This is a genomic window from Dysgonomonas sp. BGC7 (assembly GCF_001261735.1).
Lineage (GTDB): Bacteria > Bacteroidota > Bacteroidia > Bacteroidales > Dysgonomonadaceae > Dysgonomonas.
On the sequence record NZ_CVRP01000007.1, the window covers coordinates 212,648 to 237,368 of the forward strand.

A 24,721-nucleotide genomic window follows, 5' to 3' on the forward strand; every position below is an offset into this window, starting at 1 on the left:
AAAAAATAAAGAGGAATGAAAACAAAATTATTGTTTATTGCAATAGCAGTAATCTTTGCAGGTTATTCTTGTGATTCGAAAAAGCAGATAGAGGCTCCAAAAGAAAAATGTACAGTTTCTCATCAGGATTGGACTCGCAATGCGGTCATTTATGAAGTGAATGTAAGACAATATACAAAAGAAGGTACTTTTGCAGCTTTCGAACAGCATCTTCCTCGATTAAAAGAACTAGGTGTTGATGTATTATGGTTTATGCCAATTCATCCTATATCAGAGAAAAATCGTAAAGGTACTTTAGGTAGTTATTATGCCGTAAAAGACTATAAGGAAGTCAATCCTGAATTTGGAACAAAAGAGGACTTTAAAAGAGTAGTTGATAAAGCTCATGAAATGGGTTTTAAGGTGATTCTTGATTGGGTTGCCAACCATACCGGCTGTGATAACGTATGGACAGTAGAACATCCCGACTGGTATGTTAGAGATGAAGCGGGTAATTTTAAAAGTCCTTATGACTGGACTGATACTTATGAGCTCAATTATGATAATAAGGATATGCGTGCAGGCATGCTAGATGCTTTGAAGTATTGGATTACAGACTTCGGGATTGATGGTTATCGTTGCGATATGGCGCATGAAGTACCCACTGATTTTTGGAACGACGTGCGTCCGGCTTTAGATAGTATAAAACCTGTCTTCATGTTGGCTGAATCAGAAAACTATGATTTACTTGAACATGCTTTCGATGCTAATTACTCATGGGAACTGATGCACATGATGGCGGATGTGAGTAAAGGAAATAAAAATGTAGAAGACCTGACTACTTATATTCAAAAACTTGATACTATAAAATGCCCGGATGGTTATAAAATGAATTTTCTTACTAATCATGATGAAAATTCATGGAATGGAACCGAATTTGAACGTTATGGAAAAGGTATAGAAGCTTTTGCTGTTCTTACATATACATTGAATGGCATGCCGATGATATACACAGGGCAAGAAGTCGGGCTAAAAAAACGTCTTTCGTTCTTTGAGAAAGATATGGTTCCGTCATGGACTGAAAATGGGACTACTAAATTCTATAAGAAACTGAATGAATTGAAGCATACTCATCCTGCCTTACGTGCCGGAAGTATGGGAGGAGATGTGAGAATCTACACTTCTAATGCTGGAAAAGAATTGTTGATATTTTCGAGAGAAAAGGCAGGGAAAGAACTTATGGTTATGTTGAATTTGTCGGATAGAAATATAACATATACGAGTAATGATGCTTTAGGACGAAATAACTATTATGATGTTTTTACAGGCAAGCTGATTGGCAATCTACCTAAGACTTTAAAGGCTTGGGAATATAGGGTACTTACCAGAGAATAAGTAGTGGAATCTATAATAAAAAAGTCCCGGAATATTTCCGGGACTTTTTTATTTTGATATGTATAGAACTTATCAATTTTGTAGTTCTGTCGATTCATCGAACTTGTCGAATACCTCGGCAGCTAGTCTTTGATAGCTCTTATAACGCCACATTGCATTATTCTGAGCAGCATCATATAGTTCAGAAGACTCTCCCGGATTTGATTTCTGAAGAGATGTATAACGAACCTCTCCCTTAAGGAAGTCTTGGAATTTGCTCCAGTCCGGTTCTTTACTGTCCATTGTAAATGGATTTTTACCTTCTTCTTCCAACATAGGGTTGTAGCGCCATAAGTGCCAGTAACCACATGCAACAGCAGCCTTTTCTTCATCCTGAGCATGTCCCATTCCTTTTCTCAAGCCGTGGCTGATACATGGAGAATAGGCAATAACCAATGATGGTCCTTTATATTCTTCTGCTTCTTTGATAGCTTTCAGACATTGTCCCTGATTTGCTCCCATAGCTACTTGTGCAACATATACATAGCCATAAGTAGTAGCAATCATACCAAGATCTTTCTTGCGTATCTTCTTACCGGCAGCAGCGAATTTAGCAACAGCAGCAACTGGTGTAGATTTAGAAGACTGACCTCCTGTATTAGAATACACCTCTGTATCTAAGACAAGAATGTTTACATCTTCGCCCGAAGCTATTACATGGTCAAGACCACCAAAACCTATATCATAAGCCCAACCGTCACCACCAAAGATCCAGATAGAGCGCTTGATAATATATTGTTTCAAAGAATATATTTCTTTACAATAGTCGCAGTTCTCTTTTTCTTTTTCGAGTAATGGCATGATCTGAGCATGAAGTTCTTTTGTCTTTTCAGATTCATCTTTATTGTCTATCCATTCTTTGTATAGAGCTTTCAATTCAGGAGAACATTTGTCGCAGTCCTGAACCTGAGTCATTAGTTTTACTAAGCGATCGCGCATAGTAATGTTGGCTAAAGCATAACCAAGACCAAACTCAGCATTGTCTTCAAATAATGAGTTAGCCCAAGCCGGACCTTTTCCTTCCTCATTCTTACGATAAGGGGTAGAAGGTGCAGAACCACCATAAATAGAGGTACAACCTGTTGCATTTGCAATCAACATACGGTCTCCGAATAATTGAGTAACCAATTTGATATATGGAGTTTCACCACAACCGGAACAAGCACCTGAGAACTCAAATAATGGAGTTGCAAACTGAGAGTTTTTAACATTCAGTTTAGTATCTACAAGGTGAGCCTTGCTAGTTACATTTTTGATCATGAAATCCCAATTGTCTTGCTCAGGGAATTGACCACCTATTTCAACCATTTTAAGAGCTGAATTCCCTTTTTTACCCGGGCAAATATCAGCACAGTTACCACATCCAAGGCAGTCTAGTACGTCTACTTGAATACGGAATGCCATACCATCAAACTGTTTACCCTGAGCTTTTAGCAATTCTACTCCTTCAGGAGTTTTAGCTTGCTCGTTTCCGTCTAAAACGAACGGACGAATAGTTGCGTGAGGACAAACATATGCACACTGATTACACTGAATACAGTTTTCAGCTTCCCACACAGGAACAAATGCAGCAACACCGCGTTTTTCGTATTCGGTTGTTCCATGATCCCAAGTACCATCTTCACGTCCTACGAAAACAGATACAGGAAGATCGTAACCTCGTTGAGCATTTACGGGACGTACTACTTTCTTGATGAATTCAGGAGCATCATCTTCTTCCGATTTGCCAACAACTAGGTTTGCCCATTCGGCTGGAACTTCAACTTTTTCAAGTTCAATACCACGATCTACAGCAGCATAGTTTTTGTTTATAACGTCTTCACCTTTACGTCCGTAAGACTTAACGATGAATTTTTTCATCTGTTCCACAGCAAGGTCGTAAGGTATTACGTTAGATATTTTAAAGAATGCTGATTGAAGAATTGTATTTGTACGTCCCCCCAAACCTATTTCTGTAGCAATCTTTGTTGCATTGATGATATAGAAATTGATATTGTTTACTGCAAGATACTTCTTCACATTGTCTGGTAAGTAGTTACCTACATCCTCTTTGCTCCATACCGAATTTAATAAGAATGTTCCATTCTTTTTCAACCCTTTAGTTACATCATAAAGATGAAGATAGGCAGGAACGTGACATGCTACAAAGTTTGGAGTATTTACCAAATACGTAGAACGTATAGGGTTGTCGCCAAAGCGAAGATGAGACGCTGTAAATCCTCCTGATTTTTTAGAGTCGTAAGCAAAATATGCCTGACAATATTTATCAGTATTATCTCCTATAATTTTTACTGTATTCTTATTAGCACCGACGGTACCGTCTGAACCTAAACCATAAAATTTAGCTTCATATGTAGTGTCGTCTACAGAAACTTCTTCTTTCTGTGGAAGAGATTTGAATGTAACATCATCTACTATACCGATCGTAAAATCATTTTTAGGAAGGTTCATTCCAAGATTTTCATATACCGACATAATTTGAGCCGGAGTAGTATCCTTAGAAGAAAGCCCATAAATACCACCTACAATCGTAGGCGCATCTTCAGATCCGTAGAAGCAATCTTTAATGTCCATGTATAATGGCTGTCCTAGTGCTCCCGGTTCTTTTGTACGGTCTAATACTGCGATTTTCTTTGCAGTTTTAGGTATTACCGACAAGAATGCTTCTGCCTTGAACGGGCGATAAAGGTGAACAGCTACTAAGCCGACTTTTTCTCCTTTTGCATTCAGGTAATCAACAGTTTCTTTTATTGCTTCTGTAACAGAACCCATTGCTATGATTACGCGGTCTGCATCTTCTGCTCCGTAATAGTCGAACAAGCCATACTTGCGTCCTGTAATCTTATATATCTCTGCAAGATATTTTTCTACGATTTCAGGTACTGCATCATAAAACTTATTTGCAGCTTCACGAGACTGAAAGTAGATATCATCATTTTGAGCTGTTCCGCGAGTAACCGGATTTTCCGGATTCAGAGCTCTCTCTCTGAATTCTTTTACTGCTTTTTGATCAATAAGTGGAATTAAATCTTCTTGATTCATTTCTTCCACTTTTTGGATTTCGTGTGAAGTACGGAATCCATCGAAAATATTCATAAATGGAATACGGGATTCAAGAGTAGCCAAGTGAGGAACAGCAGATAAGTCCATCACTTCTTGTACCGAACCGGAGAAGAACATAGCAAAACCTGTTTGACGGGCAGCCATTACGTCCTGATGGTCTCCAAAAATAGACAAAGCTTGTGCAGCTAGTGCACGTGCAGAGATGTGGAATACACTAGGTAAAAGTTCTCCTGCAATTTTATACATATTAGGAATCATCAGCAATAATCCTTGCGATGCTGTATATGTAGTCGTCAATGCACCTGCCTGTAGCGAACCGTGAAGAGCACCTGCGGCACCTGCTTCGGATTGCATTTCCTGAACTTTGAGCACTTCGCCGAATATGTTTTTACGTCCGGCAGCGGCCCATTCATCGACATATTCTGCCATAGTCGACGATGGTGTGATAGGGTAGATCGAAGCTACTTCACTGAACATATATGAAATATGTGCAGCAGCCTGATTACCATCACATGTTAAAAATTTTTTTTGTTTAGCCATACTTTTAGTATTTGTTGATTACCTTCTTTAATTTAATTGACCTATGTAGTTTTTAAACTCTTTTAAAATATTATTTATTTGGTTAATATAAAAAGCCAAAAAGCCAAAGAGGAATAATGTTCTTCTCACCTGTTTCCAGATTTCCAACAGCATAAAGCCATTCCTGCTTGTTTTTTCCTCTGCTTCGTTGTCCTTCTATTTTAAATCTATATTTGTTCTCATTATCTTCTACAATAAACATTCCACTTTTCGAAGCTTTTTTTAGTTTACTGTCGCTATGATGAATCTGATTATAAAAAAAAGTTTCTCTCAAAGCCTGATCTGCAATTGGAGTCATTTTGAGAGGAAACATCAGATTTGTATTATGCATATATACTAAATCCGGTTTTTTAGGAAACTCTTCTCCTTCGCGATAAAGCATATTTATAAGGCGTGCACTTCTTAAATATTCGAGATAGTTTGTTACAGTAGCTCTTGATATTTCACAATCTATGCTGAGTTGGCTGATATTTGGTTTGCCCGGAGCTGACAGAGACAAGAGATACAGTAACTTTCTTAGTTTGGGCAAATAGGTCAATTCTATTTGTCTGATAGACAAAACATCGACCTCAAGCATCATGTTTACTGTTTTAAGTAAGTTTTCTGAAAAATTCTTCTTCTCCAAAAAGAATGGATAATAGCCGTGATGCATATATGGCCAAAGATGATCTAAAGGATTTATCTGTTTACAGATTTCTTCCGCTATCTGCTGATGATTGGCTATAAGTTCTTCTAACGAATAGTGCTCGAAGTTCTTATTTAATAGTATATTGAGAAATTCTCTAAATGAGAATCCTCTCAAGTTATATACACTGACAATGGAAGATAATTCTTCGTCTTCATCAAGCTTCATTACAGTAGAGCCTGTGAATACGATTTTGAGTTGAGGGTACAACTCATAGCATTCTCTTAATTCTTTCGACCAGTTTGGGTACTTATATACCTGATCTAACAGCAATGTCTTACCTCCTCTTTCAACAAATTCTTTGGCAAAAGAAGTGATAGTTCTTACTGTAAAGTAGAATTGGTTTAGATTTATGTACAAACAATCTTTTTTATCCAAGTCAAAGAATTCTCTGGCGTACTGGAGTAGAAAAGATGTTTTACCTACACCTCTGGTTCCTTTTATCCCAATTAGTCGTTGGCTCCAATCAATTTGCTTCATCAACAGTCTGGGAATAAGCCCTTCGAGATGCTCAACCAAATACTTATGTGTCCGAAAAAATGGTTCCACTAAATTCATTGTATTAAACTCGACGAAGATACTCTTTTTTCACGGCATTGCAAAGTCTAGATAGCAATTTTAATCATTTTTTTGTCAAAAAAGAGGGTAGCTATAAATTGAATTATTATAACTATCACTAAAATAAGAATAAACAAAATATAAGAAAAGGCTATTTATAATAGAAAATTAATATAACCTAAGAGATACGATTGTGAAACTATTTGTAATATTTCCGATAAAGTTTTTCATACTCTTTTGTTGCTTTCACCTGTTTTATCCAAACGTTCATCGAGTCTAGTAAGACCGGTGATTTTTCACTGACAGCCCATGCTTCCAAGTGGGTAAATCCTATAAGAGTAGCATAGTCTATTTCTGGAATTGACTCAGCGACTTTAGAAGCTACAATTTCGTCACAAACAGCGTAGTCGATGTCTTTCGATGCTACAAGCATAGCTAACTGTTCGGCGCCGTATGTATCATCTTCTTTTATGAATATTGTATCTCCTATTTCGTGAGACAGATTCCTAATTCTGAGAATTGCCGGAGAGTTAGTGGGCACATAGAGTGTTTTCTTTGCTAAATCTAAATGACTTCGTAAAGGGGGGATTCCATCATTGAAATCTTTTTTGCGCTGAATAAGTACCTGCCTGTTTTGAGATACAGGCTTGGTAAAGCGTAGAGATTCTCTAAGCTCGGAAGTTATCGGTATATTGCGTGCTAATACATCATATTTGCCCGTTTTCAGCCCTTCGATACTTTTACTCAGATTTGCTTCGAGTAAAACTTCTACAGAGAGAGGTATGTGAGATTTTAACAGCTCGATAAGGTCATGATTAAATCCCGCAATAGTATCTCCGGATACATAATAGCCGATAGAATTGTAATCTGTTACTATACGCAGTTTACCATCTTTTTCTATCTCGGCAAAATCTTTTGGAGATTGCTTTTTCCCCGAAAAAATAATCCATCCGATAGCAATTAGTAGCAGGCAGGATGATATTATGATAAATCTCTTGTTTTTCAACATATCTAATCAATTATTAAACTGCCAAGAAATGCCAAGCTTCAATATACGAGGGTTTGCCGCATAACGATGTAATAAGAATGATTGAGAGTTGCCCATGCCTTCCGCAATATTGTACATCATCAAGAAGAAACGTGTATATTTGAGATGTAAATTTGCATAGGCTGTAACAATAGGGAAGTTTCCTAGTTTCATCTCATTTTGGTTATAAAACTGCATAGTTAATGGCTCATAGCCGGGCATATAATATGAAGTGTGATAATGAGCATCTACGCCTAACTGAAATGTCAGCACCTTTGCTATTTTGCTTGTTATATATACATTAGTGTACACACTCAATGTAGGCAACGGAATGGCAACATCGTTAGTCGATTTTTGAAATACGACTTGATTGTCCCAATGAAATATTCCTGCTTTGAAATCCTGATCGAGCCTGAAAGATACAACTTGTACGTCGCTTGTTTCTTGAGCGATTAAGCGATCAGCACCGTAATATATGTAATTCTTGATTGTCTCTACTCCTCCACTTATTCTTGTCTTGGAGAAGGAGAACTCGGGTAAAGAAATTTCCCCACCGATGAATACTCTACGTGTATTGCTGAGGTTTTCATTCCAGTTCCAGTATTTGGAAGAGAAGTTGTTCCTTGTATATCCCGGGCTTATATTCTTTATATATGCGTTTGCTTTTACTGACAGATTTTTTCCGAAGAGACCAATCATCGAAGTTATCTCTCCTTCTGCTCTAAAATCGGAGTTTAGCATGTCCTTCTCCACTGTTGCTTTATACCTAAGATATTTTCCTTTCTCTTTAGATAAAACTCCTCCGATATTTAAAGCATTTTCGCTTTGCCTTTCATGCAGTCCGGGCAATCCTCCGGGAACAGAATACTTTCTCATATCATATTCTACAAAGGCTGTAAGCCCAAATTTAGTCCAACTGCGAAAGCCTTCATTCATAGCCAGAGCAAATGTGTTTTTGAATGAATAATATGACATATAATCGTCTATATTCTGTACATATTTAGGATCCTTAATTAGTTCGTCAGAGAGGGTGTAAGGCAGATATAGGTTGTCCATTTTTGCAAAATCAGACGTTATCCTTCTTCGTTGATCTGTATAATGTGTAGTAAGTATTGCGCTGGCAAGAGGTACATAATTCGGCTTTTTACGCCACGCTGTAACACTGTCGTTTACGGCATATTCTTCCATCTCGTTTCCTAAATCGTAGCGATTGGTTACGTAAAGATGACGTCCTCTCATCTTGTTTTTTGTATTCTGCATTCTAGTCGGAATATCCAGTGTGTTTCCTGAATACGATCGATCCAGTCTTACTTCATCCGAATTGGGGCGAGTTATGTAAAGAGTATCACTTATCCCTCCATTTTCGATATTGGTAAAATTGTTATTGTGCAGGAAAACATGCATCTTGTATTTGTCTCCTATATAGCTGGCATAGAAGTCATAACTCATTTGCTTATTTGAGAGAGAATTGTAAAATCCACGAGCGTAGATATAGTCAAAATCGAAACCTACATTCAACTTCTTACCCATATTCATCGACATTTCTGCTTGAAAGCGGTTTTCGGCACTTTGTCCACCCCCACCACTCTGATATTTTATATTTGAATATGGAATTTTGGTATTAAGATAATAATGGTCTTCCGGATTTTTGCGCCATAGATACATTGCATCTAAGAAACTAAAACGTGAAGGCTCGGGTCTTTCAAAGAATATTTTAGACTGAGCCGGAGAGCCTACATTGCCAAGATATCCCATAGCAACACTGCGTCCGTCCACTAACATACTTTGATGGAAGCCATAGAGGAGAGTATCGCGTGGAACGAATATACGTTCGCCTAGGCGCGGTGTTATTTTCCATGCGTATATGTTGGGCATATCTATTTTTGCAGTATCAATCTTGGTCTGGTTAACCGGAAGGTTCACCGAGTCAGGATGAAGAGAGTCTGTATGTGTATGCCCCTCTCCTGTAGAATGGGGAACATTCGGTCTGTTTTGGGCACTAGTTGCTAGACATATTCCCAAAAACAAGAGCAATGCTATTATATGTTTTTTCATCGGTGCAAACTTACACAAAAAATGAAAAATGAGACGTTAATGTTTCTTTAAAAACAAGCGAAGGTACAGATTATTGCGTCTACAATCTTATTATTATGTTTAAATAACACCTTTAGTCGAAGGAAGCTCATAATTAAAGATATCTCTTTTCTTTGCCATTTTTAGAGCTCGCGCAAATGCTTTAAATATACCTTCTATTTTGTGATGTTCGTTAGTACCTTCTGCTTTTATGTTCAGATTCATTTTTGCTGCATCGCTGAGTGATTTAAAAAAGTGCAGAAACATTTCTGTTGGCATATCTCCTACTTTTTCACGATGAAACTCAGCATTCCAAACCAACCATGGACGTCCTCCAAAATCGAGAGCAACAGAGCACAGGCAATCGTCCATAGGCAGACAATAGCCATAGCGTTCGATGCCTCGCTTATCGCCAAATGCTTTGTGTAAAGCTTCGCCCAAAGCTAGAGCAGTATCTTCGATGGTGTGATGTTCGTCTACCGCAAGATCTCCATTTACTTTTATTGATAAATCCAGTCCCGAATGTTTGCCTATTTGTTCGAGCATGTGGTCGAAAAAGCCCAATCCTGTAGATATATCGCAATCGCCCTTTCCATCCAGATTGAGAGCTACATATATATCCGTTTCTTTTGTAGTGCGCTTTATCTCGGCTTTACGTTCTCCGGCAAAAAGGAATTCACTCACTACATCCCAGTCGGTGGTTTGCAATGCGCAAACGTTTTTCAGTTCTTCAGGAATTTCTATGTCGTTGCGAAGGAAGATAGCTTTTGCTCCCAGGTTTTTAGCTAGTTCTACATCGGTTAGTCTGTCACCTATTACAAAGGAATGCTTCAGATCATATTCTTCGGTAAGATATTTGCCTAATAGTCCCGTGCGTGGTTTGCGTGTAGGTGCATTGTCTTCGGGAAAACTACGGTCTATCAGAATATCATCGAAGGTAATATCTTCGCTTTGCAGGGTTTTTAGCATGAGGTTGTGAACAGGCCAAAATGTGTTTTCCGGAAACGAGTTTGTACCTAGTCCGTCTTGATTGGTAACCATGACAAATTTGAAATCCAGATTTTTTCGGATAAAGTATAAATTCCGTATAACTTTAGGGTAGAACTCAAGCTTCTCGAAGCTGTCCAGTTGATAATCTATTGGTGGTTCTATCACTATCGTTCCGTCTCGATCTATAAATAAGGCCTTTTTCTTCATTTCTTTTTGGAGTTTTTCTTCTTAAATATTCTGTAATGTCTCTATCAGCTTTTTATTTTCTTCGTCTGTACCTACTGTTATCCGTAAGCATCCGACACATAGCGACACCGTGTTACGATTACGTACAATTACACCTTTGCCTGCCAGTTGCTTGTACAAGCTGTTGGCATCATCTACTTTTACTAGCAGGAAATTTGCATCAGTAGGGTAGATTTTCTCAACAAAAGGTAGCTTCGATAGTTCTTCTTTGAGATAGTCACGCCCATTCAATAATATTTGTATCCATTCTTTTCTTAGAGCTAACTTATCTAATTCATCATTAACAAAATTCTGAGTGAGAATATTAACATTGTATGGATACTTTACCTTATTAAACAGTTTGATGATTTCGGGTGATGCAAAAGCCATGCCTAAACGAACAGCAGCCAGTCCCCACGCTTTTGAGAATGTTTGAAGAATTATAAGATTTGGATATTTGTGGAGACGGGTTAGCCATGTAGCTTCGGAAGCAAAGTCAATATACGCCTCATCTACAACCACTATTCCGTCAAAAGATTCTAATGTTTTCTCTATTTCTTTGGTATCGAGAAGATTTCCTGTAGGATTGTTAGGAGAGCATAAGAATATGATTTTAGTCTTCTCGTCCGTATTCTTCAACAGCTCATCGGCTTTGAAATTAAAATTCTCATTCAGTAATACTTTTCTGTATTCTACGTCATTTACATTTGCACAAACCTGATACATGCCATAGGTAGGATCTATTGCGACAATATTATCTATACGTGGCTCACAAAAAATACGAATAACTAGGTCTATGGGTTCATCACTACCATTTCCTAAAAATATTTTTTCAGGATTTACTCCTTTTACTTGTGCTATTTTTTCTTTCAATTTCCATTGTAAAGGATCGGGATAGCGATTATATTTGTCGTTTAACGGATTTTCGTTAGCATCGAGATAAACAGAAGCTTCGCCCTTAAATTCGTCCCGAGCCGAAGAGTATGGTTTCATTTCCCATACATTTTTGCGTACTAATTGTTCTAAATTCATTGTTCTTTGATCCTAAATCCTTTATAAAATAATAGCTACAATAATATCATATAGATTATTGTAGCTATTCTATTTTTCAATTCAATTGCTTACAATTCTATTTTTACACCCAACAATTTGTAAAACTCCCGCAATATAGCCGGATGTCCTGGCCAAGCAGGAGATGTAGTTAGGTTGCCATCTGTAATAGCTTCTGTAGCCGGTATATCCTTATAGTTGCCACCGGCAAGTGTTACTTCCGGCCCTACAGCTACATAGCATGTCAGAGTTCTTCCTTTTACAACATTGGCGGCCGTAAGTATTTGTATTCCGTGACAAATGGCAGCGACAGGCAGATTCTTCTCAAAAAAATAGCGGGTATATTCTAACACTTTAGGATCGAGCCGGATGTATTCCGGTGCGCGCCCTCCTGTTATATAAAGCCCTGCATAATCACTAAGATTTACACTGTCGAAACTCTTGTTGAGTACAAAATTATGACCACGAAGCTCAACATATGTCTGAAAGCCTACAAAATCGTGAATGGCCGTTGCCACTTGTTCTCCGGCTTTCTTTCCCGGACAGACTACATCTACATGAAAGCCGACACCAGAAAGAGCCTGATAAGGAACCATTAATTCATAATCTTCGACAAAGTCGCCGGCGAGCATTAATATTCTTTTACCCATGATAAAACAGATTTAGATGTTCAACAATTAGTAATTACCTTTAAATGTAACTAAAATTGTTAAGGCTGAATCTATTTAAGCGGTAAAAATGTTTAAAACACCTACTACTGCTTTTCGTAAGTAGTGACTACAAATATAATAAGAGGCTCGTTGCCTGTATTTATTATCGAATGGTAGTTGTTATCTCCCTGTATAGATGTTACATTTCCTTTCTTCAGGTTGAATTTTCTTGTAATGTTGTCAAGCCCTTCGCGCTCTATGTATTCGCCTTGCCCATTTACAAGTACATACAACTCCTGCTCTTTTTTGCTTCCATGTTCGTGGAAGCCTGCCTGATCGCCTTTATTGGGCAATACCATATAGGTACCTATGCGATTATTAACCAAATCGCCTTTTTCGAAAATAGATAGCATATATACAACTCCGGCTCCATCGTACATTGGTGCACGCTTTTCTACATCTATTACAGACCTTTGAGGTTTACCAAAAGGCGTCAATGTGATGTCTATATATTGGGATACAATGTCCAATATTTGTTTTTTTTCTTCTTCCATATTTTTATTTTATGATTTCTTTCTTCATTTTATAATGTGGGATTCCTACTTCTGTAAATTCTTCGCCTATGATCTGATATCCATATTTTTCGTAAAAACCGATTGCCGTTTTTCTTGCATTTAATATGATCTGTTGAAACCCTTCCCGTGAAGATACATATTCGGCAAAAGAGAGCATAGCAGTTCCTAGTCCCGACTGTTGTAAATCGTTATCGACTGCCATTTGTCTGAGTTTTACCGATAGACTATTAATAGGGGTGAGAATGCAACAGGCAGCTACCTTTTGTTCCTCAGGCAAAAGGAGACCTAGAAGAATATCGTCTTTGTCTTTTTCCAGATCTTTTTCCGAAAAAGATAGTCCTAATGGTTCTCTTAGTACCCTTGTTCGCAAAGATAGCATTTCTTCATATTCAGTGCTTCCGTATTCTACTATTAGGGGATGCATTATTCTTTCAAGCGCAGTGTTACTGCATTTTTGTGTGCAAATAGTTCTTCGTTTTCAGCCATTACTTCTATGGTTGGCCCTAGATTTTTTATACCTTGCTTAGTTATTTTTTGGAAGGTAATTTTTTTTGTAAAACTATCGAGGTTTACACCGCTATATGCTGTTGCATAGCCGTTTGTTGGCAGAGTGTGATTTGTTCCCGAAGCGTAGTCTCCGGCACTTTCGGGTGTATAGCTGCCCAGAAATACGGAGCCTGCATTTATTATTCTGTCGGCCATGTCCATGTATTCTGCAGTTTCTATTATCAGGTGTTCGGGAGCATATTGGTTGGTCATCTCCACTATTTCGTTCTCATCTCTCAATAAAATGAGCTTACTGTTCTGTAATGCTTTTTCTGCTATTTCGCGCCGAGGCAGTTCGAATAGTTGACGCTCCACTTCATGAAGTACTTCGGAGATAAAAGGCTCGCTAGTCGTAGTCAGTATAACCTGACTATCGGGCCCGTGTTCGGCCTGAGATAATAGGTCGGCTGCAACAAACTTCGGATTTGATGTTTCGTCAGCTATAACCTGTACTTCCGATGGACCTGCCGGCATATCTATGGCTACGTCCTTGAGGCTTACCAATTGTTTAGCTGCCATTACGTATTGGTTGCCGGGGCCAAATATTTTATACACTTTGGGTACAGACTCGGTGCCATATGCCATTGAGCCAATAGCCTGTATTCCTCCTGCTTTGAATATTTTATCCACTCCTGCTTCTTTTGCAGCAAAGAGTATTGCCGGATGTATTTTCCCTTCTTTGTTAGGGGGTGAGCATAAAATTATTTCTTTACATCCTGCTATTTTTGCCGGAATAGCCAACATCAATACCGTGGAAAAGAGAGGGGCGCTTCCTCCCGGAATATATAAACCTACTTTTTCTATAGCAACAGCCTTTTGCCAACAAGTAACCCCCGCAGTGGTTTCTACTTTCTTAGTTTCGAATATCTGGCTACGATGAAATGTCTCTACATTTTGTTTTGCTATGCGGATGGCTGATTTCAGTTCTTCTGAAACTAAAGCCTCCGATTTGTCGATTTCTTCTTTGCTGACTGTTAAAGTAGATAACTTTATTTTGTCAAACTTCTCTTCATATTCCAAAACGGCTTCGTCTCCTCTGCTTTTTACATCTTTAAGAACAGAATCTACTGTCAGATTGAGCGATGATGTGTCAAAAACAGGGCGAGTCAGTATTTGCTCCCATTCGTTACGTTGCGGATATATTATGATCTGCATAATTTTATTTATTATATTCTCTTTTCAACAAGCTATAAACTACAATATCTGTATATATATTGTCTACCAATAGCTCTCCATCCCTTTCGATTCCTTCATTCTGAAATCCGATTTTTTCGGGTATGCGACGGCTTTTGTGATTTCCTTCGGCTACTTTAATCTGAATACGGTTCATATCCATTTCGTCGAAAGCATATTGGATAAGTTCTTTTACCGAGCGTATTATAATGCCTTTTCCTTGTGCATGTTGTGAAAGCCAATAGCCAATTTCTGTTTTCTTATTGCTCCAGTCAGTATCTTTAAATCCGACTAACCCAACAAATTTATCTTGATAAAAGATGGTGAATTGCTTATCTGTAGTTTGAAGTACATGATTTACAAAGTCCGCAGTGTCTTCTACTACATGAGTGGTATCTACAAATGGCAACCATTCACGCATATATTCCCGTTGTTCGTTCAGGGTGTTGAAGATTCTGAAAATATCATCGACCGACAATGGGTTGAGTACTATTTCTTCTGAAACTTTTATCATAATATCATTTTCTCGATCGGTAATACAATTATACCCTCAGCTCCCGAAGCTTTAAGTTTAGTTATTACTTCCCAAAAGCGTTTGTCTTCGATAACAGACTGAACTGAACACCAGCCTTTTGTTGCTAAAGGTGTTACTGTAGGGCTTCGCATTCCCGGTAGGATGTCAAATATTTCGTCCAGTTTATCTTCGGGTGCATTCAAAAGTACATATTTTTTCCCTTCTGCGCTTTGTACAGCTTCTATTCTGAATATCAATTCGTCCAGAATATCCCTTTTTTCCTGAGATAGTCCTTTAGTTGCTATAAGCAAGGCTTCTGAACGCATAACGACCTCGACTTCTTTCAGACGGTTACTCACCAATGTGCCCCCTGAGCTGACAATATCGAATATTGCGTCTGACAGGCCTATGCTGGGAGATATCTCTACAGAGCCAGATATGACATGTATCTCAGATTTGACACCATTTTCCTGCATATATTTATTTAGTATGTGAGGATATGATGTTGCTATTTTTTTCCCTTCAAACCATTTTATGTCACTGTAATTTTCGTCTTTAGGTATAGCCAAAGATAATCGGCATTTACTGAAACCAAGGCGTTTTATGATGTCCGAGACTTCATTCTTTTCTACAAACTCGTTTTCTCCGACTATTCCAATATCAGCTACACCAGTAGCTACAGCCTGAGGTATGTCGTCGTCTCGTAAAAATAGTACTTCTACAGGGAAATCTTTAGCAGGTATAAGCAAGGTTCTCTTAATATTATTCATTTTGATACCTGCTTCACCTAAAAGAGCCATAGATTCTTCAAATAACCGACCTTTAGATTGTATTGCAATTCTTAATACCATGATATATATATTTTATTTATAATTTTATTAGAAAAAAATAAGAGCTTACCCTCATCAGGCAAGCTCTTACTATATTTTTGTAAACATCACATCAATATATGTTACTTACCAAGTGGCAGTAATATAAAATGATGATGATGTGTATTATTATTCATTGTTGTTCTTTCTTTTCAAAGACAAAAATATATATTATTTAGATTAAAACAAACTTTATGAAAGTTTTTTATAAAAAGATCATTTTCCGGGATTGTTTTTCCGATGCTCTTGCAGCATTCTTTCTTTAAATTTTAAGTCTGCACTTCTATATTTTTCTATCTTTTGAGCAGACAACACTTCTGCAAATTTCTTATAATATTCTATTTGAAGCTGGGTTTCTTTTTGCTCCGACTCCAGATTCAACTGAGTTATTCTTTTGTAATCTGCTTCAGTTTTATTTTCTTTTCGTTTTAGTTCTCGGGTTTCTCTGCGTGCACTCCTGTTTACTTCATATTTTTTAGTCATGAACTCAGCCTCGAGAGGTAAAAACACCTTAGCCTCACTTTCGGTGAGGTCCATTTCTTTTTTAAGAAATTCGGCTTTTTCTTTTCTTATCTTCTCTATATCGAAACCACTACCATGTCTCATCTGAGCGCTAACAGAAAATGTTATACATAGCAGAAATAACATTAAAACGCTTTTAGATTTCATATAAAATTTTACTTTAGTTATTGGTTGTATATCATCTCCTTATATTTGGCTTTAACAACTTCGTCTTCGATGAATGAATAGTAATATTCTTCATCCTCAGTTGAAGCCAATCCATTTGTAATTGCAGATTCCGGCTGATGTGCCGTTGTATCCGGGTTGACAGTAGTGCGATTAAATACTCCTGTTAAGAAAAGTACTCCGGCAAACACTGCGGCAACTGCTGTCCAAGGTATAACCTTTTTCCACAATGGAACAATCTTTCCTTTATTAGCTTCTTTGGCCGGAAGTTTATCCATTATCTCAGCATTAAAGTTCTGAAAATAATTTTCAGGCACTTTAAACGGATTCTTATTTTCGTCAATATGATTCAGCATAGTTACACACTCTTTTTAAACACTATTTAGAATATAGACTATAAATATATGAAAAGGTTTAATGTTCAATAGATAAAAAATCTTCGATTTTCTTTACCGCATGATGATATGAGGCTTTTAATGCCCCTACCGATGTTTCAAGTATTTCCGACATTTCTTCATATTTCATTTCTTCAAAATACTTTAGGTTGAAAACTATCCTTTGTTTCTCCGGTAATGTGAGAATTGCCTTTTGTAATTTTAACTGAGCTTCATCTCCATCAAAGAACTCATCTCCTTCGAGTCGAGATATGAGAAAAGAGTCAGCATCGTCGAGAGATATATTATTTGCAGAACGTTGTTTATTCAAGAAAGATATAGCTTCATTGATAGCAATACGGTAGAGCCATGTAGAGAACTTTGAGTCTCCCCTAAAGTTATCTATACTTGTCCATACCTTTATAAATGTATTTTGCAAAACATCGTTGGCATCGTCATGACTTAGTACTATTTTTCGTATCTGCCAATATAGGATCTCACTGAATTCTTTTACTAATTCAGAGAATGCAGCTTGCTGTGTTTTAGGGTTGTGAAGCTTTTCTATTAAATTATTTTCTGTTTCTTGTGACATTAATATCAAATTGTTATTTGCTAGGGATGTCTTCTAGGTCAGAGTCGTCTCCATAATCTGCTTCTTCATCAACTCCTCCTTGTCCGTTTTCGAACCATTCTATAAAGTTGTCTACATGTGTTTTATTTTTATCCCACCAAGCCAGAGATTCCGGAAAGTAAGAAACACTTATATAACGACAGTATGTATCAAAATGTCCTGATCCTAAAATTTCATCATATGTAGGTACGAAAAAGTACCATAGTAGACCGCTTTGGCTATCATTTTGCATTTGTCCTAAAGTAAAAAATATAGCTTTAGAAGCTTCAACAAAGAAGTTGTAATTAGATATATCGTCCGTAGCTCCTGTCTTTTTCTTTTTAATTAAGTCATATATCATTCGTCTGTCTACTCCTTCTTCCGGCGATAATTTTTCAGGAGTATCGTCCATTTTACTGTTTATTATATCAAACATTTCGCCAAAGGCATCTTTCGAACGTTCTGTATTTGGTTCTAGCAAGAGGAAAAAGTGGAATGAATAAAAGCTTTGTACCCAGCGTCCCAAATCGCTTAATGCGTACGCATATAGTAGGAATGCACTAGAATGTGTAGCGTCAATTTCTATTGCTTTTCTCAAGTGCTGCACAGCCATTTTATTGTCCTTGCTATTGAAATAGCTTAGTCCTAGATTGAAATGGAGTAGATACTCGTCTCCACACCGATCGAGCGCTTCGTTTAACAATTTTATAGCATCTGCTACTTTTCCCTGATTGGCAAAAGCTGTACTTTTAACTATATATGCATCCATTAACAGGGGCTGGAAGTTTGCAGTTATAACCTTTGTGCTGTATTTGATTGCTTTTTCATTGTCTTTCAACTGTAGGTAGGAAAGAGACATTTCATAAATAGCAGACATTGAGGTCGGATTGACTTTCAATGCTTCTTCATAGCAGGTAATTGCTTCTTTGTAACGTCCTTTGTCGTGTAGCGCAACACCTTGTCTAATGAGCTTTTCTGATGACGGTTGCGCATAAGAATATGTAAATGTGAATAATAAGAATGTTATAATTAAGTATTTTCTCATGCAAACTAAAATTTATAGAAATACAAAAGTAAGAAAATACTCGGAATATAGTCTTTTTAGATTAACTCTTAGGTATTTTTTACAACTTGGAATACCAACTCTTTGTTCAAAACAAACAAAAGGGTGCAATTTCTTGTATCCTTTTGTTTATTTAGAATTTGATTGAATTATTCTTTTACACATCTTACCGAAGCGCCTACAGCCCTGAATGCACGATCGTTTGTAGCTGTATTATATGGGGCAAAAAGCAGTTTGAATGCATAATATTCTACAGATAAGACTGAACCATACCATACATAGCCAGTATGACCTATATCAGTCAATTGTCCATTAGTGCCCGACCTATATCCGGCGGCAGGATAGTATCCGGCATTAGCACTAGAGAAATCTATACCTGTGCCCGCAACGAAATTCTCAGATGGTAACCCATCCCAAGGAGAGGGGTTAGATGAACTTGTATTGGCTTTAGGTACACGCCATCCCGGAGGGCATGGATCGTATGGGGTCTTTTGATGAGTTCCTACTTCGTCCCATAGATAATCATCTTTTTCTGTCGCAACATTAGAATACCAGTCTCCCTGAGAAGAAGACGTATAGTAGAAATTGTTCGGGTTGTTTATGGCCGTTTCCATATGATTGTTGTTGACCAAAGGTACTCCCATTATATCTGTTTTAGAAATGCCTGTCAAAGAGTTGTCTATTCGGTATATATCTTTTTCTGAGTTTCCGGTTGTGGACGAAGAGTTCGGAAACGGATCTTTTCGCCCCCATTGATAATGTAGCCCTTTTGAGCCTACTGCACCCTCGTTGATAAAAGTTACACCCAAGTTTCGATCCATGAATACATAGCCATTATAATTTTTTTGGTGTGTAGCGTCATCAGGGTTGAAGTCTGTTACCCAGATATGCCAACTCCAATAAATAGTTCCATTTATTTTTATTGCAATAACTGCATTTCCTGTAAAGTGTTGGTCATTAGTGGATAGCCGTATTCTCGATTTGGTTTTTACAGAGTTTTCCTCCAAAGAGACACTCTTTATCAAATCCGGACGATCTTGCCATAATAATTCTACAGATAAAGTTCCGCTTTCTAAGGAGTGTAAGTCAGCATCAAGTCTCTGTATCCATACTGCAAATGCTTTTATTATTGGAATATCCACAGTTTTCCCATAGCCTACAATATAGCAATTAGAGAGGTTCAATGTTTTTGGATCCTCTACATCAATTAAGGGTGGTTCTACTTCCCGTATGGTGTCGTTGCCAGCACCGCTATTGTTATTCCCCTGATTTATGCGGGTGGATATCATATCCCATTGCTCTCCATCCCAGTAATAAAGTCCGGGGTAGATACTGTCACTTTCTAATCGGTTTATATTATATACAAAAAGTCCGACACTCGATTTTTTTTCATCTGCATAACCTGCTTCTGATGTTTCCACAAATGGTTGTAAAGTTTTCAGGTTTACTAACCCCACTCTGGGTAGTAGAAAACCTCCAGTCTTACTTGTTATATTATTTTCGTCAGCAGATTGGTCTTTCAGTTGAAGTAGGGCTGTCTTAGCTGGAGTTTCTCCCATACCTATCGTAACTTGAGATGTTGTCGGAATTGATATAAAAAAGATTAAGAGAACTGTAATTAGCTTAGTACAAGTTTTCATTTTTTTGAATTGAGTAATTTATTGTGATTCGTTTTGTCTCATTTTTGATAAAACATATTCAATCAATATATTGTTTACTTTTTAATATTTTGTGTTTTTTTGATGAAAAATAAAGCATGATATAAATTTCTTTAAACAAGTCATAGAAAAAAGATATCAGTTTGATTATTGTGTAATACATTTACAAACTAAATATTTTTATTACATTTGTTTTTACAGCAATTAGAAACTAAAAACCAATCAAAATAAAAAGGCATATGATAAAAAGTAGCACTTTTGATATAGAGATGATCCGTAGATTTTATAACCATTATCCATCAAAAGCAGAGAAGGTAAAAGCATTCTTGAATAGACCATTAACACTGAGTGAGAAGATACTATACACACACTTGGCTCTGGATGAAGATATTCAGAACTATAAACGAGTAATAGATTATGTCAATTTTTCGCCAGATAGGGTTGCCATGCAGGATGCTACAGCCCAGATGGCTCTGTTGCAATTGATGAACTCTGGCCGTACTACTGTTGCTGTACCATCTACAGTTCATTGTGATCATCTTATACAGGCATATAAGTCTGCTAAAGAAGATTTGAATACAGCTGAGGTTACAAATAAAGAAGTATATGATTTTTTAAGTTCAGTATCCAATAAATATGGTATTGGCTTTTGGAAACCGGGTGCCGGAATAATACATCAGGTTGTTCTCGAAAATTACGCTTTTCCCGGAGGAATGATGATTGGTACAGATTCTCATACGCCAAATGCAGGAGGATTAGGGATGATCGCCATCGGTGTAGGAGGAGCAGATGCTGTAGATGTCATGGCAGGTATGCCATGGGAACTAAAAATGCCTAAGTTGATTGGTGTGAAATTGACAGGTAAGCTTTCAGGCTGGGCATCACCTAAGGATGTAATACTCAAACTGGCAGGTATTCTTACTGTAAAAGGAGGAACTAATGCTATTATAGAATATTTTGGAGAGGGAGCAGATTCCTTGTCTGCTACAGGTAAAGCCACTATATGTAACATGGGTGCAGAAGTAGGGGCTACAACATCTATATTTCCGTACGATGCTAAATCTTCATCTTATCTGAAGGCAACGGGTAGGACGGATGTTGCTGAAATGGCAGATGAAATAATGGAATATCTGAGACCTGATGAAGAAGTAGTTGCTGATCCAAATAAGTATTTTGATCAACTTATCGAGATCAATCTTTCAAAACTTGAGCCTTATGTAAATGGGCCTTTTACCCCTGATGCTGCACACCCTATATCTGAATTTGCAAAAGTGGTAAGAGAGAAAGGTTACCCACAAAAGATGGAAGTAGGACTTATCGGTTCGTGTACCAATTCTTCGTATGAGGATTTATCGCGGGCGGTCTCAATAGTAAAAGATGCTAAAGAAAAAAATATAAAAGTAAAAGCTCAGTTTATTATAAATCCGGGATCGGAACAAGTGAGATATACAGCAGAACGCGATGGTATATTGCCTGCATTTGAAGATGCCGGTGCTACAATAATGGCAAATGCTTGTGGCCCATGCATTGGTCAATGGAAACGTGAGAGTGATAACCCTGATCGTCCAAATTCAATTGTTACATCTTTCAATCGTAATTTTGCAAAAAGAAACGATGGAAACCCAAATACCCATGCATTTGTTACTTCGCCTGAAATAGTGGCTGCGCTTAGTATTGCAGGCGACTTGTGCTTCAATCCAATGACGGATACACTCGTAAATGAGAACGGCGAGAAGGTTAAATTGCAGGAGCCGCAAGGATATGAATTACCTCCTTCGGGTTACAGTATGGAAGATGGAGGTTATATTGCACCCACGGCAAATAGTTCGGATATAGAAATAAGGATAGCACCCGATTCTCAACGTTTACAAGAGCTTAAACCGTTCTCGTCATGGAATGGACTTGATATTTTAGAACAACCTTTGTTGATAAAAGCAAAAGGAAAGTGCACCACTGATCATATATCTATGGCAGGTCCTTGGTTGCGCTTTCGTGGGCATTTGGATAACATTTCCGATAATATGCTGATTGGAGCAGTAAATGCATTTAATGATAAAACAAACTCGGTATTAGATCCTACTACCAAGGAGTATCTTGCTGTACCTCAGTTAGCAAGAAAATTTAAGGCTGCCGGTCAGGGATCAGTTGTTGTTGCCGAAGAAAATTATGGAGAGGGTTCGTCTCGTGAACACGCAGCAATGGAGCCTCGTTTTCTTAATGTAAAAGCCATTTTGGTAAAATCATTTGCACGTATTCATGAAACTAACTTGAAGAAGCAAGGTATGTTGGCTCTTACTTTTGTCAACAAAAATGACTATGATAAAATACAAGAGGATGATAAAATAAGCATACTAGGTTTGTCGAGCTTTGCTCCGAGAAAAAACTTAACAGTTGAACTTACTCATTCGGATGGTAAAAAAGAATCTTTTGAAGTTGCACATACATATAACGAAACACAGATAGAGTGGTTCAAGGCTGGTAGTGCACTAAACTTTATGAAGCGTAAATAATAGAGATGGCTATATCAATTCGTCCAATAGAAGAATATGATTTTGAAGATCTGATTTTTCTTTTCAAAGAATTTGCTGTGTTCGAAAAGGTGCCTGAGCGAATGGTAAATACTTTAGAACAGATGAAACAGGAAAAAGAATTCATTCTTGGATTTGTTGCTCGTGACGACAATAATAATATTGCCGGTTATGTTACATGTTTTTTCTCTTACTATACATGGGTTGGGAAATCTTTATATATGGACGATCTGTATGTAAAGCAAGAATATAGAGGAAAAGGTATAGGAACTTTGTTGATAAATAAAATCATTGACTTTGCCAAAAGAGAAAAATGTAACAAAGTGAGGTGGCAGGTATCTAGTTGGAATCAGCCTGCTATCAGTTTTTATGAAAGTTTGGGTGCGAAAATAGATAATATAGAAATGAATTGTGATTTGATAATAAATACAACTAATTAGATATATCATGGAAAGATTAAATAATAATGAAATAGTAGACCGAATTTCGAATACAGTCTCAAATACTTGTAGTATTGATAATGAGCTATTTCAAAAACATAATGTAAAGAGAGGTTTACGCAACGAAGATCATACCGGAGTTGTTGTCGGACTTACAAAGGTTGGAGATGTAGTTGGGTACGATCGTGATGAAAAGGGCGATACTTATCCAATACCCGGTAAATTGATGTATCGAGGAATTAGTCTTGAAGATATAGTGAGAGGTGCACAAAAAGAGAACCGATTGGGATTTGAAGAGGTCGTGTATTTGATCTTGTCCGGAAATCTTCCTAAGCAAGAAGAGCTTACTGAGTTTTCTCAGCTTTTGAGTAAAACAATGGATCTTAATGCAAAAATAGTAATGCATATTCTCGATTTGGTAGGAAACGACATAATGAACTATTTGTCACGATGCGTTCTGGAATTATATACTTTCGATCAAAAGCCGGATGATACAACACCCGAAAATCTGATTAAGCAATCTTTGAACTTGGTGGCAACTTTTCCTACAATAGTGGCTTATGCGCATAATGCACTAAGGCATAGTGAAGGTAAGTCGCTGCATATACGGCACCCTCAGCCAGAACTGTCTCTAGCTGAGAATTTTTTATATATGATGAAAGGTCATCATTATACACCGCTGGATGTGAAAATTCTTGACTTAGCGCTTATGGTACATGCAGATCATGGTGGTGGTAATAATTCAACATTTACAGTGCGTGTAACCAGCTCTACCGGAACTGATACATACTCTGCCATTGCGGCAGGAATAGGCTCTCTGAAAGGCCCTTTGCATGGAGGGGCTAACCTAAAGGTTGTGGATATGTTGAAGAATATAAAAAAGAATGTCAAGGATTGGAGTAGTGTAGAAGAAGTAGACGATTATATTCTGAAGATTTTGAATAAAGAAGCGTATGACAAAACAGGGTTATTTTATGGTATGGGGCATGCTATATATACTATTTCCGATCCACGTACAGTTTTGTTGAAAGAAATGGCTCGTGATCTGGCCATTGAAAAGGGACGCGAAGATGAGTTTAATTTCATGAGTCTGCTTGAGGAGCGCGCCATATATAACTTTATGGAAAAAAAAGGTAAATCTGTGAAAAAACAAGTCTGTGCGAATGTCGATTTTTACTCGGGTTTTGTTTACGATATGATAGGTCTCCCACAAGAAATATTTACTCCTTTGTTTGCAATGGCTCGTATTGTGGGTTGGTGTGCTCACCGTATAGAGGAACTCAACTTCAAACAAAAGCGTATTATTCGTCCGGCATATAAGAATGCTGCGGATATACGTGAATATGTCTCTATTAAAGATAGAATGTAATT

21 protein-coding genes are annotated in these 24,721 nt (G+C 37.5%); 4 read left to right on the top strand and 17 right to left on the bottom strand.

What is annotated here, in order from left to right:
- Positions 1-15: 15 nt before the first annotated feature.
- A complete protein-coding gene (locus BGC7_RS06155) occupies positions 16-1,374 on the top strand; it encodes an alpha-amylase family glycosyl hydrolase (RefSeq protein ID WP_050700687.1) in 1,359 nt (452 codons plus the stop codon).
- 72 nt (positions 1,375-1,446) lie between these two features.
- On the opposite strand, the gene nifJ is transcribed toward BGC7_RS06155, so the two are convergent.
- From nifJ to BGC7_RS06240, 17 genes are all read right to left on the bottom strand, one after another.
- On the bottom strand, positions 1,447-5,016 hold the full coding sequence (gene nifJ / locus BGC7_RS06160; protein ID WP_050700688.1) for a pyruvate:ferredoxin (flavodoxin) oxidoreductase: 3,570 nt from the start codon (positions 5,014-5,016) through the stop codon (positions 1,447-1,449).
- A gap of 82 nt (positions 5,017-5,098) precedes the next feature.
- Positions 5,099-6,289 carry an AAA family ATPase gene (locus tag BGC7_RS06165; RefSeq protein WP_050701062.1) on the bottom strand — a complete coding sequence of 397 codons (1,191 nt, stop codon included), beginning with the start codon at positions 6,287-6,289 and terminating at the stop codon, positions 5,099-5,101.
- 208 nt (positions 6,290-6,497) lie between these two features.
- Positions 6,498-7,307, bottom strand: a complete 810-nt coding sequence (locus tag BGC7_RS06170) for a transporter substrate-binding domain-containing protein (RefSeq protein WP_087880052.1) — start codon at positions 7,305-7,307, stop codon at positions 6,498-6,500.
- Positions 7,308-7,313: 6 nt separating this feature from the next.
- Complete coding sequence (locus BGC7_RS06175; RefSeq protein ID WP_050700689.1) at positions 7,314-9,380, bottom strand: putative porin; 2,067 nt, start codon at positions 9,378-9,380, stop codon at positions 7,314-7,316.
- Positions 9,381-9,479: 99 nt separating this feature from the next.
- Positions 9,480-10,595 (bottom strand): bifunctional histidinol-phosphatase/imidazoleglycerol-phosphate dehydratase HisB, encoded by a 1,116-nt coding sequence (gene hisB, locus BGC7_RS06180; RefSeq protein WP_050700690.1) that lies wholly within the window; start codon positions 10,593-10,595, stop codon positions 9,480-9,482.
- Positions 10,596-10,616: 21 nt separating this feature from the next.
- Positions 10,617-11,645, bottom strand: coding sequence for a histidinol-phosphate transaminase (gene hisC, locus BGC7_RS06185; RefSeq protein ID WP_050700691.1), 1,029 nt, complete (start codon positions 11,643-11,645; stop codon positions 10,617-10,619).
- A gap of 89 nt (positions 11,646-11,734) precedes the next feature.
- Positions 11,735-12,313, bottom strand: a complete 579-nt coding sequence (locus BGC7_RS06190) for a DJ-1/PfpI family protein (RefSeq protein ID WP_050700692.1) — start codon at positions 12,311-12,313, stop codon at positions 11,735-11,737.
- A gap of 104 nt (positions 12,314-12,417) precedes the next feature.
- Positions 12,418-12,867: a cupin domain-containing protein gene (locus BGC7_RS06195; RefSeq protein WP_050700693.1), complete on the bottom strand. Its 450-nt coding sequence runs from the start codon at positions 12,865-12,867 to the stop codon at positions 12,418-12,420.
- Between the two features lie 4 nt (positions 12,868-12,871).
- Entirely contained in the window at positions 12,872-13,312 is a 441-nt protein-coding gene (locus BGC7_RS06200) for a GNAT family N-acetyltransferase (protein WP_050700694.1), read from the bottom strand.
- Positions 13,312-14,589, bottom strand: a complete 1,278-nt coding sequence (gene hisD / locus BGC7_RS06205) for a histidinol dehydrogenase (RefSeq protein WP_050700695.1) — start codon at positions 14,587-14,589, stop codon at positions 13,312-13,314. Before hisD ends, BGC7_RS06200 begins: the two co-directional genes overlap by 1 nt.
- Before the next feature lie 4 nt (positions 14,590-14,593).
- Positions 14,594-15,121, bottom strand: coding sequence for a GNAT family N-acetyltransferase (locus BGC7_RS06210; protein ID WP_050700696.1), 528 nt, complete (start codon positions 15,119-15,121; stop codon positions 14,594-14,596).
- The gene (gene hisG, locus BGC7_RS06215) at positions 15,118-15,972 is read right to left on the bottom strand and encodes an ATP phosphoribosyltransferase (RefSeq protein ID WP_050700697.1); all 855 of its coding nucleotides are present in this window, start codon (positions 15,970-15,972) and stop codon (positions 15,118-15,120) included. The genes BGC7_RS06210 and hisG overlap by 4 nt, the downstream gene beginning before the upstream one ends.
- Positions 15,973-16,206: 234 nt before the next feature.
- Positions 16,207-16,659: a hypothetical protein gene (locus BGC7_RS06220; RefSeq protein ID WP_050700698.1), complete on the bottom strand. Its 453-nt coding sequence runs from the start codon at positions 16,657-16,659 to the stop codon at positions 16,207-16,209.
- A 17-nt stretch (positions 16,660-16,676) separates the two neighbouring features.
- Positions 16,677-17,033 (bottom strand): hypothetical protein, encoded by a 357-nt coding sequence (locus tag BGC7_RS06225; protein ID WP_050700699.1) that lies wholly within the window; start codon positions 17,031-17,033, stop codon positions 16,677-16,679.
- A 58-nt stretch (positions 17,034-17,091) separates the two neighbouring features.
- Complete coding sequence (locus BGC7_RS06230; RefSeq protein ID WP_050700700.1) at positions 17,092-17,643, bottom strand: RNA polymerase sigma factor; 552 nt, start codon at positions 17,641-17,643, stop codon at positions 17,092-17,094.
- 13 nt (positions 17,644-17,656) lie between these two features.
- On the bottom strand, positions 17,657-18,706 hold the full coding sequence (locus BGC7_RS06235) for a tetratricopeptide repeat protein (protein WP_050700701.1): 1,050 nt from the start codon (positions 18,704-18,706) through the stop codon (positions 17,657-17,659).
- Positions 18,707-18,873: 167 nt separating this feature from the next.
- Entirely contained in the window at positions 18,874-20,364 is a 1,491-nt protein-coding gene (locus BGC7_RS06240) for a fibrobacter succinogenes major paralogous domain-containing protein (protein WP_157258670.1), read from the bottom strand.
- A 257-nt stretch (positions 20,365-20,621) separates the two neighbouring features.
- On the opposite strand from BGC7_RS06240, the gene BGC7_RS06245 reads away from it, so the two are divergent.
- The 3 genes from BGC7_RS06245 to BGC7_RS06255 are packed head-to-tail and all read left to right on the top strand — an operon-like array spanning position 20,622 to position 24,719.
- Positions 20,622-22,892 carry an aconitate hydratase gene (locus BGC7_RS06245; RefSeq protein WP_185112951.1) on the top strand — a complete coding sequence of 757 codons (2,271 nt, stop codon included), beginning with the start codon at positions 20,622-20,624 and terminating at the stop codon, positions 22,890-22,892.
- A 5-nt stretch (positions 22,893-22,897) separates the two neighbouring features.
- Positions 22,898-23,350: a GNAT family N-acetyltransferase gene (locus tag BGC7_RS06250; protein WP_050700703.1), complete on the top strand. Its 453-nt coding sequence runs from the start codon at positions 22,898-22,900 to the stop codon at positions 23,348-23,350.
- Positions 23,351-23,357: 7 nt separating this feature from the next.
- Complete coding sequence (locus tag BGC7_RS06255; RefSeq protein ID WP_050700704.1) at positions 23,358-24,719, top strand: citrate synthase; 1,362 nt, start codon at positions 23,358-23,360, stop codon at positions 24,717-24,719.
- Positions 24,720-24,721 lie beyond the last annotated feature (2 nt).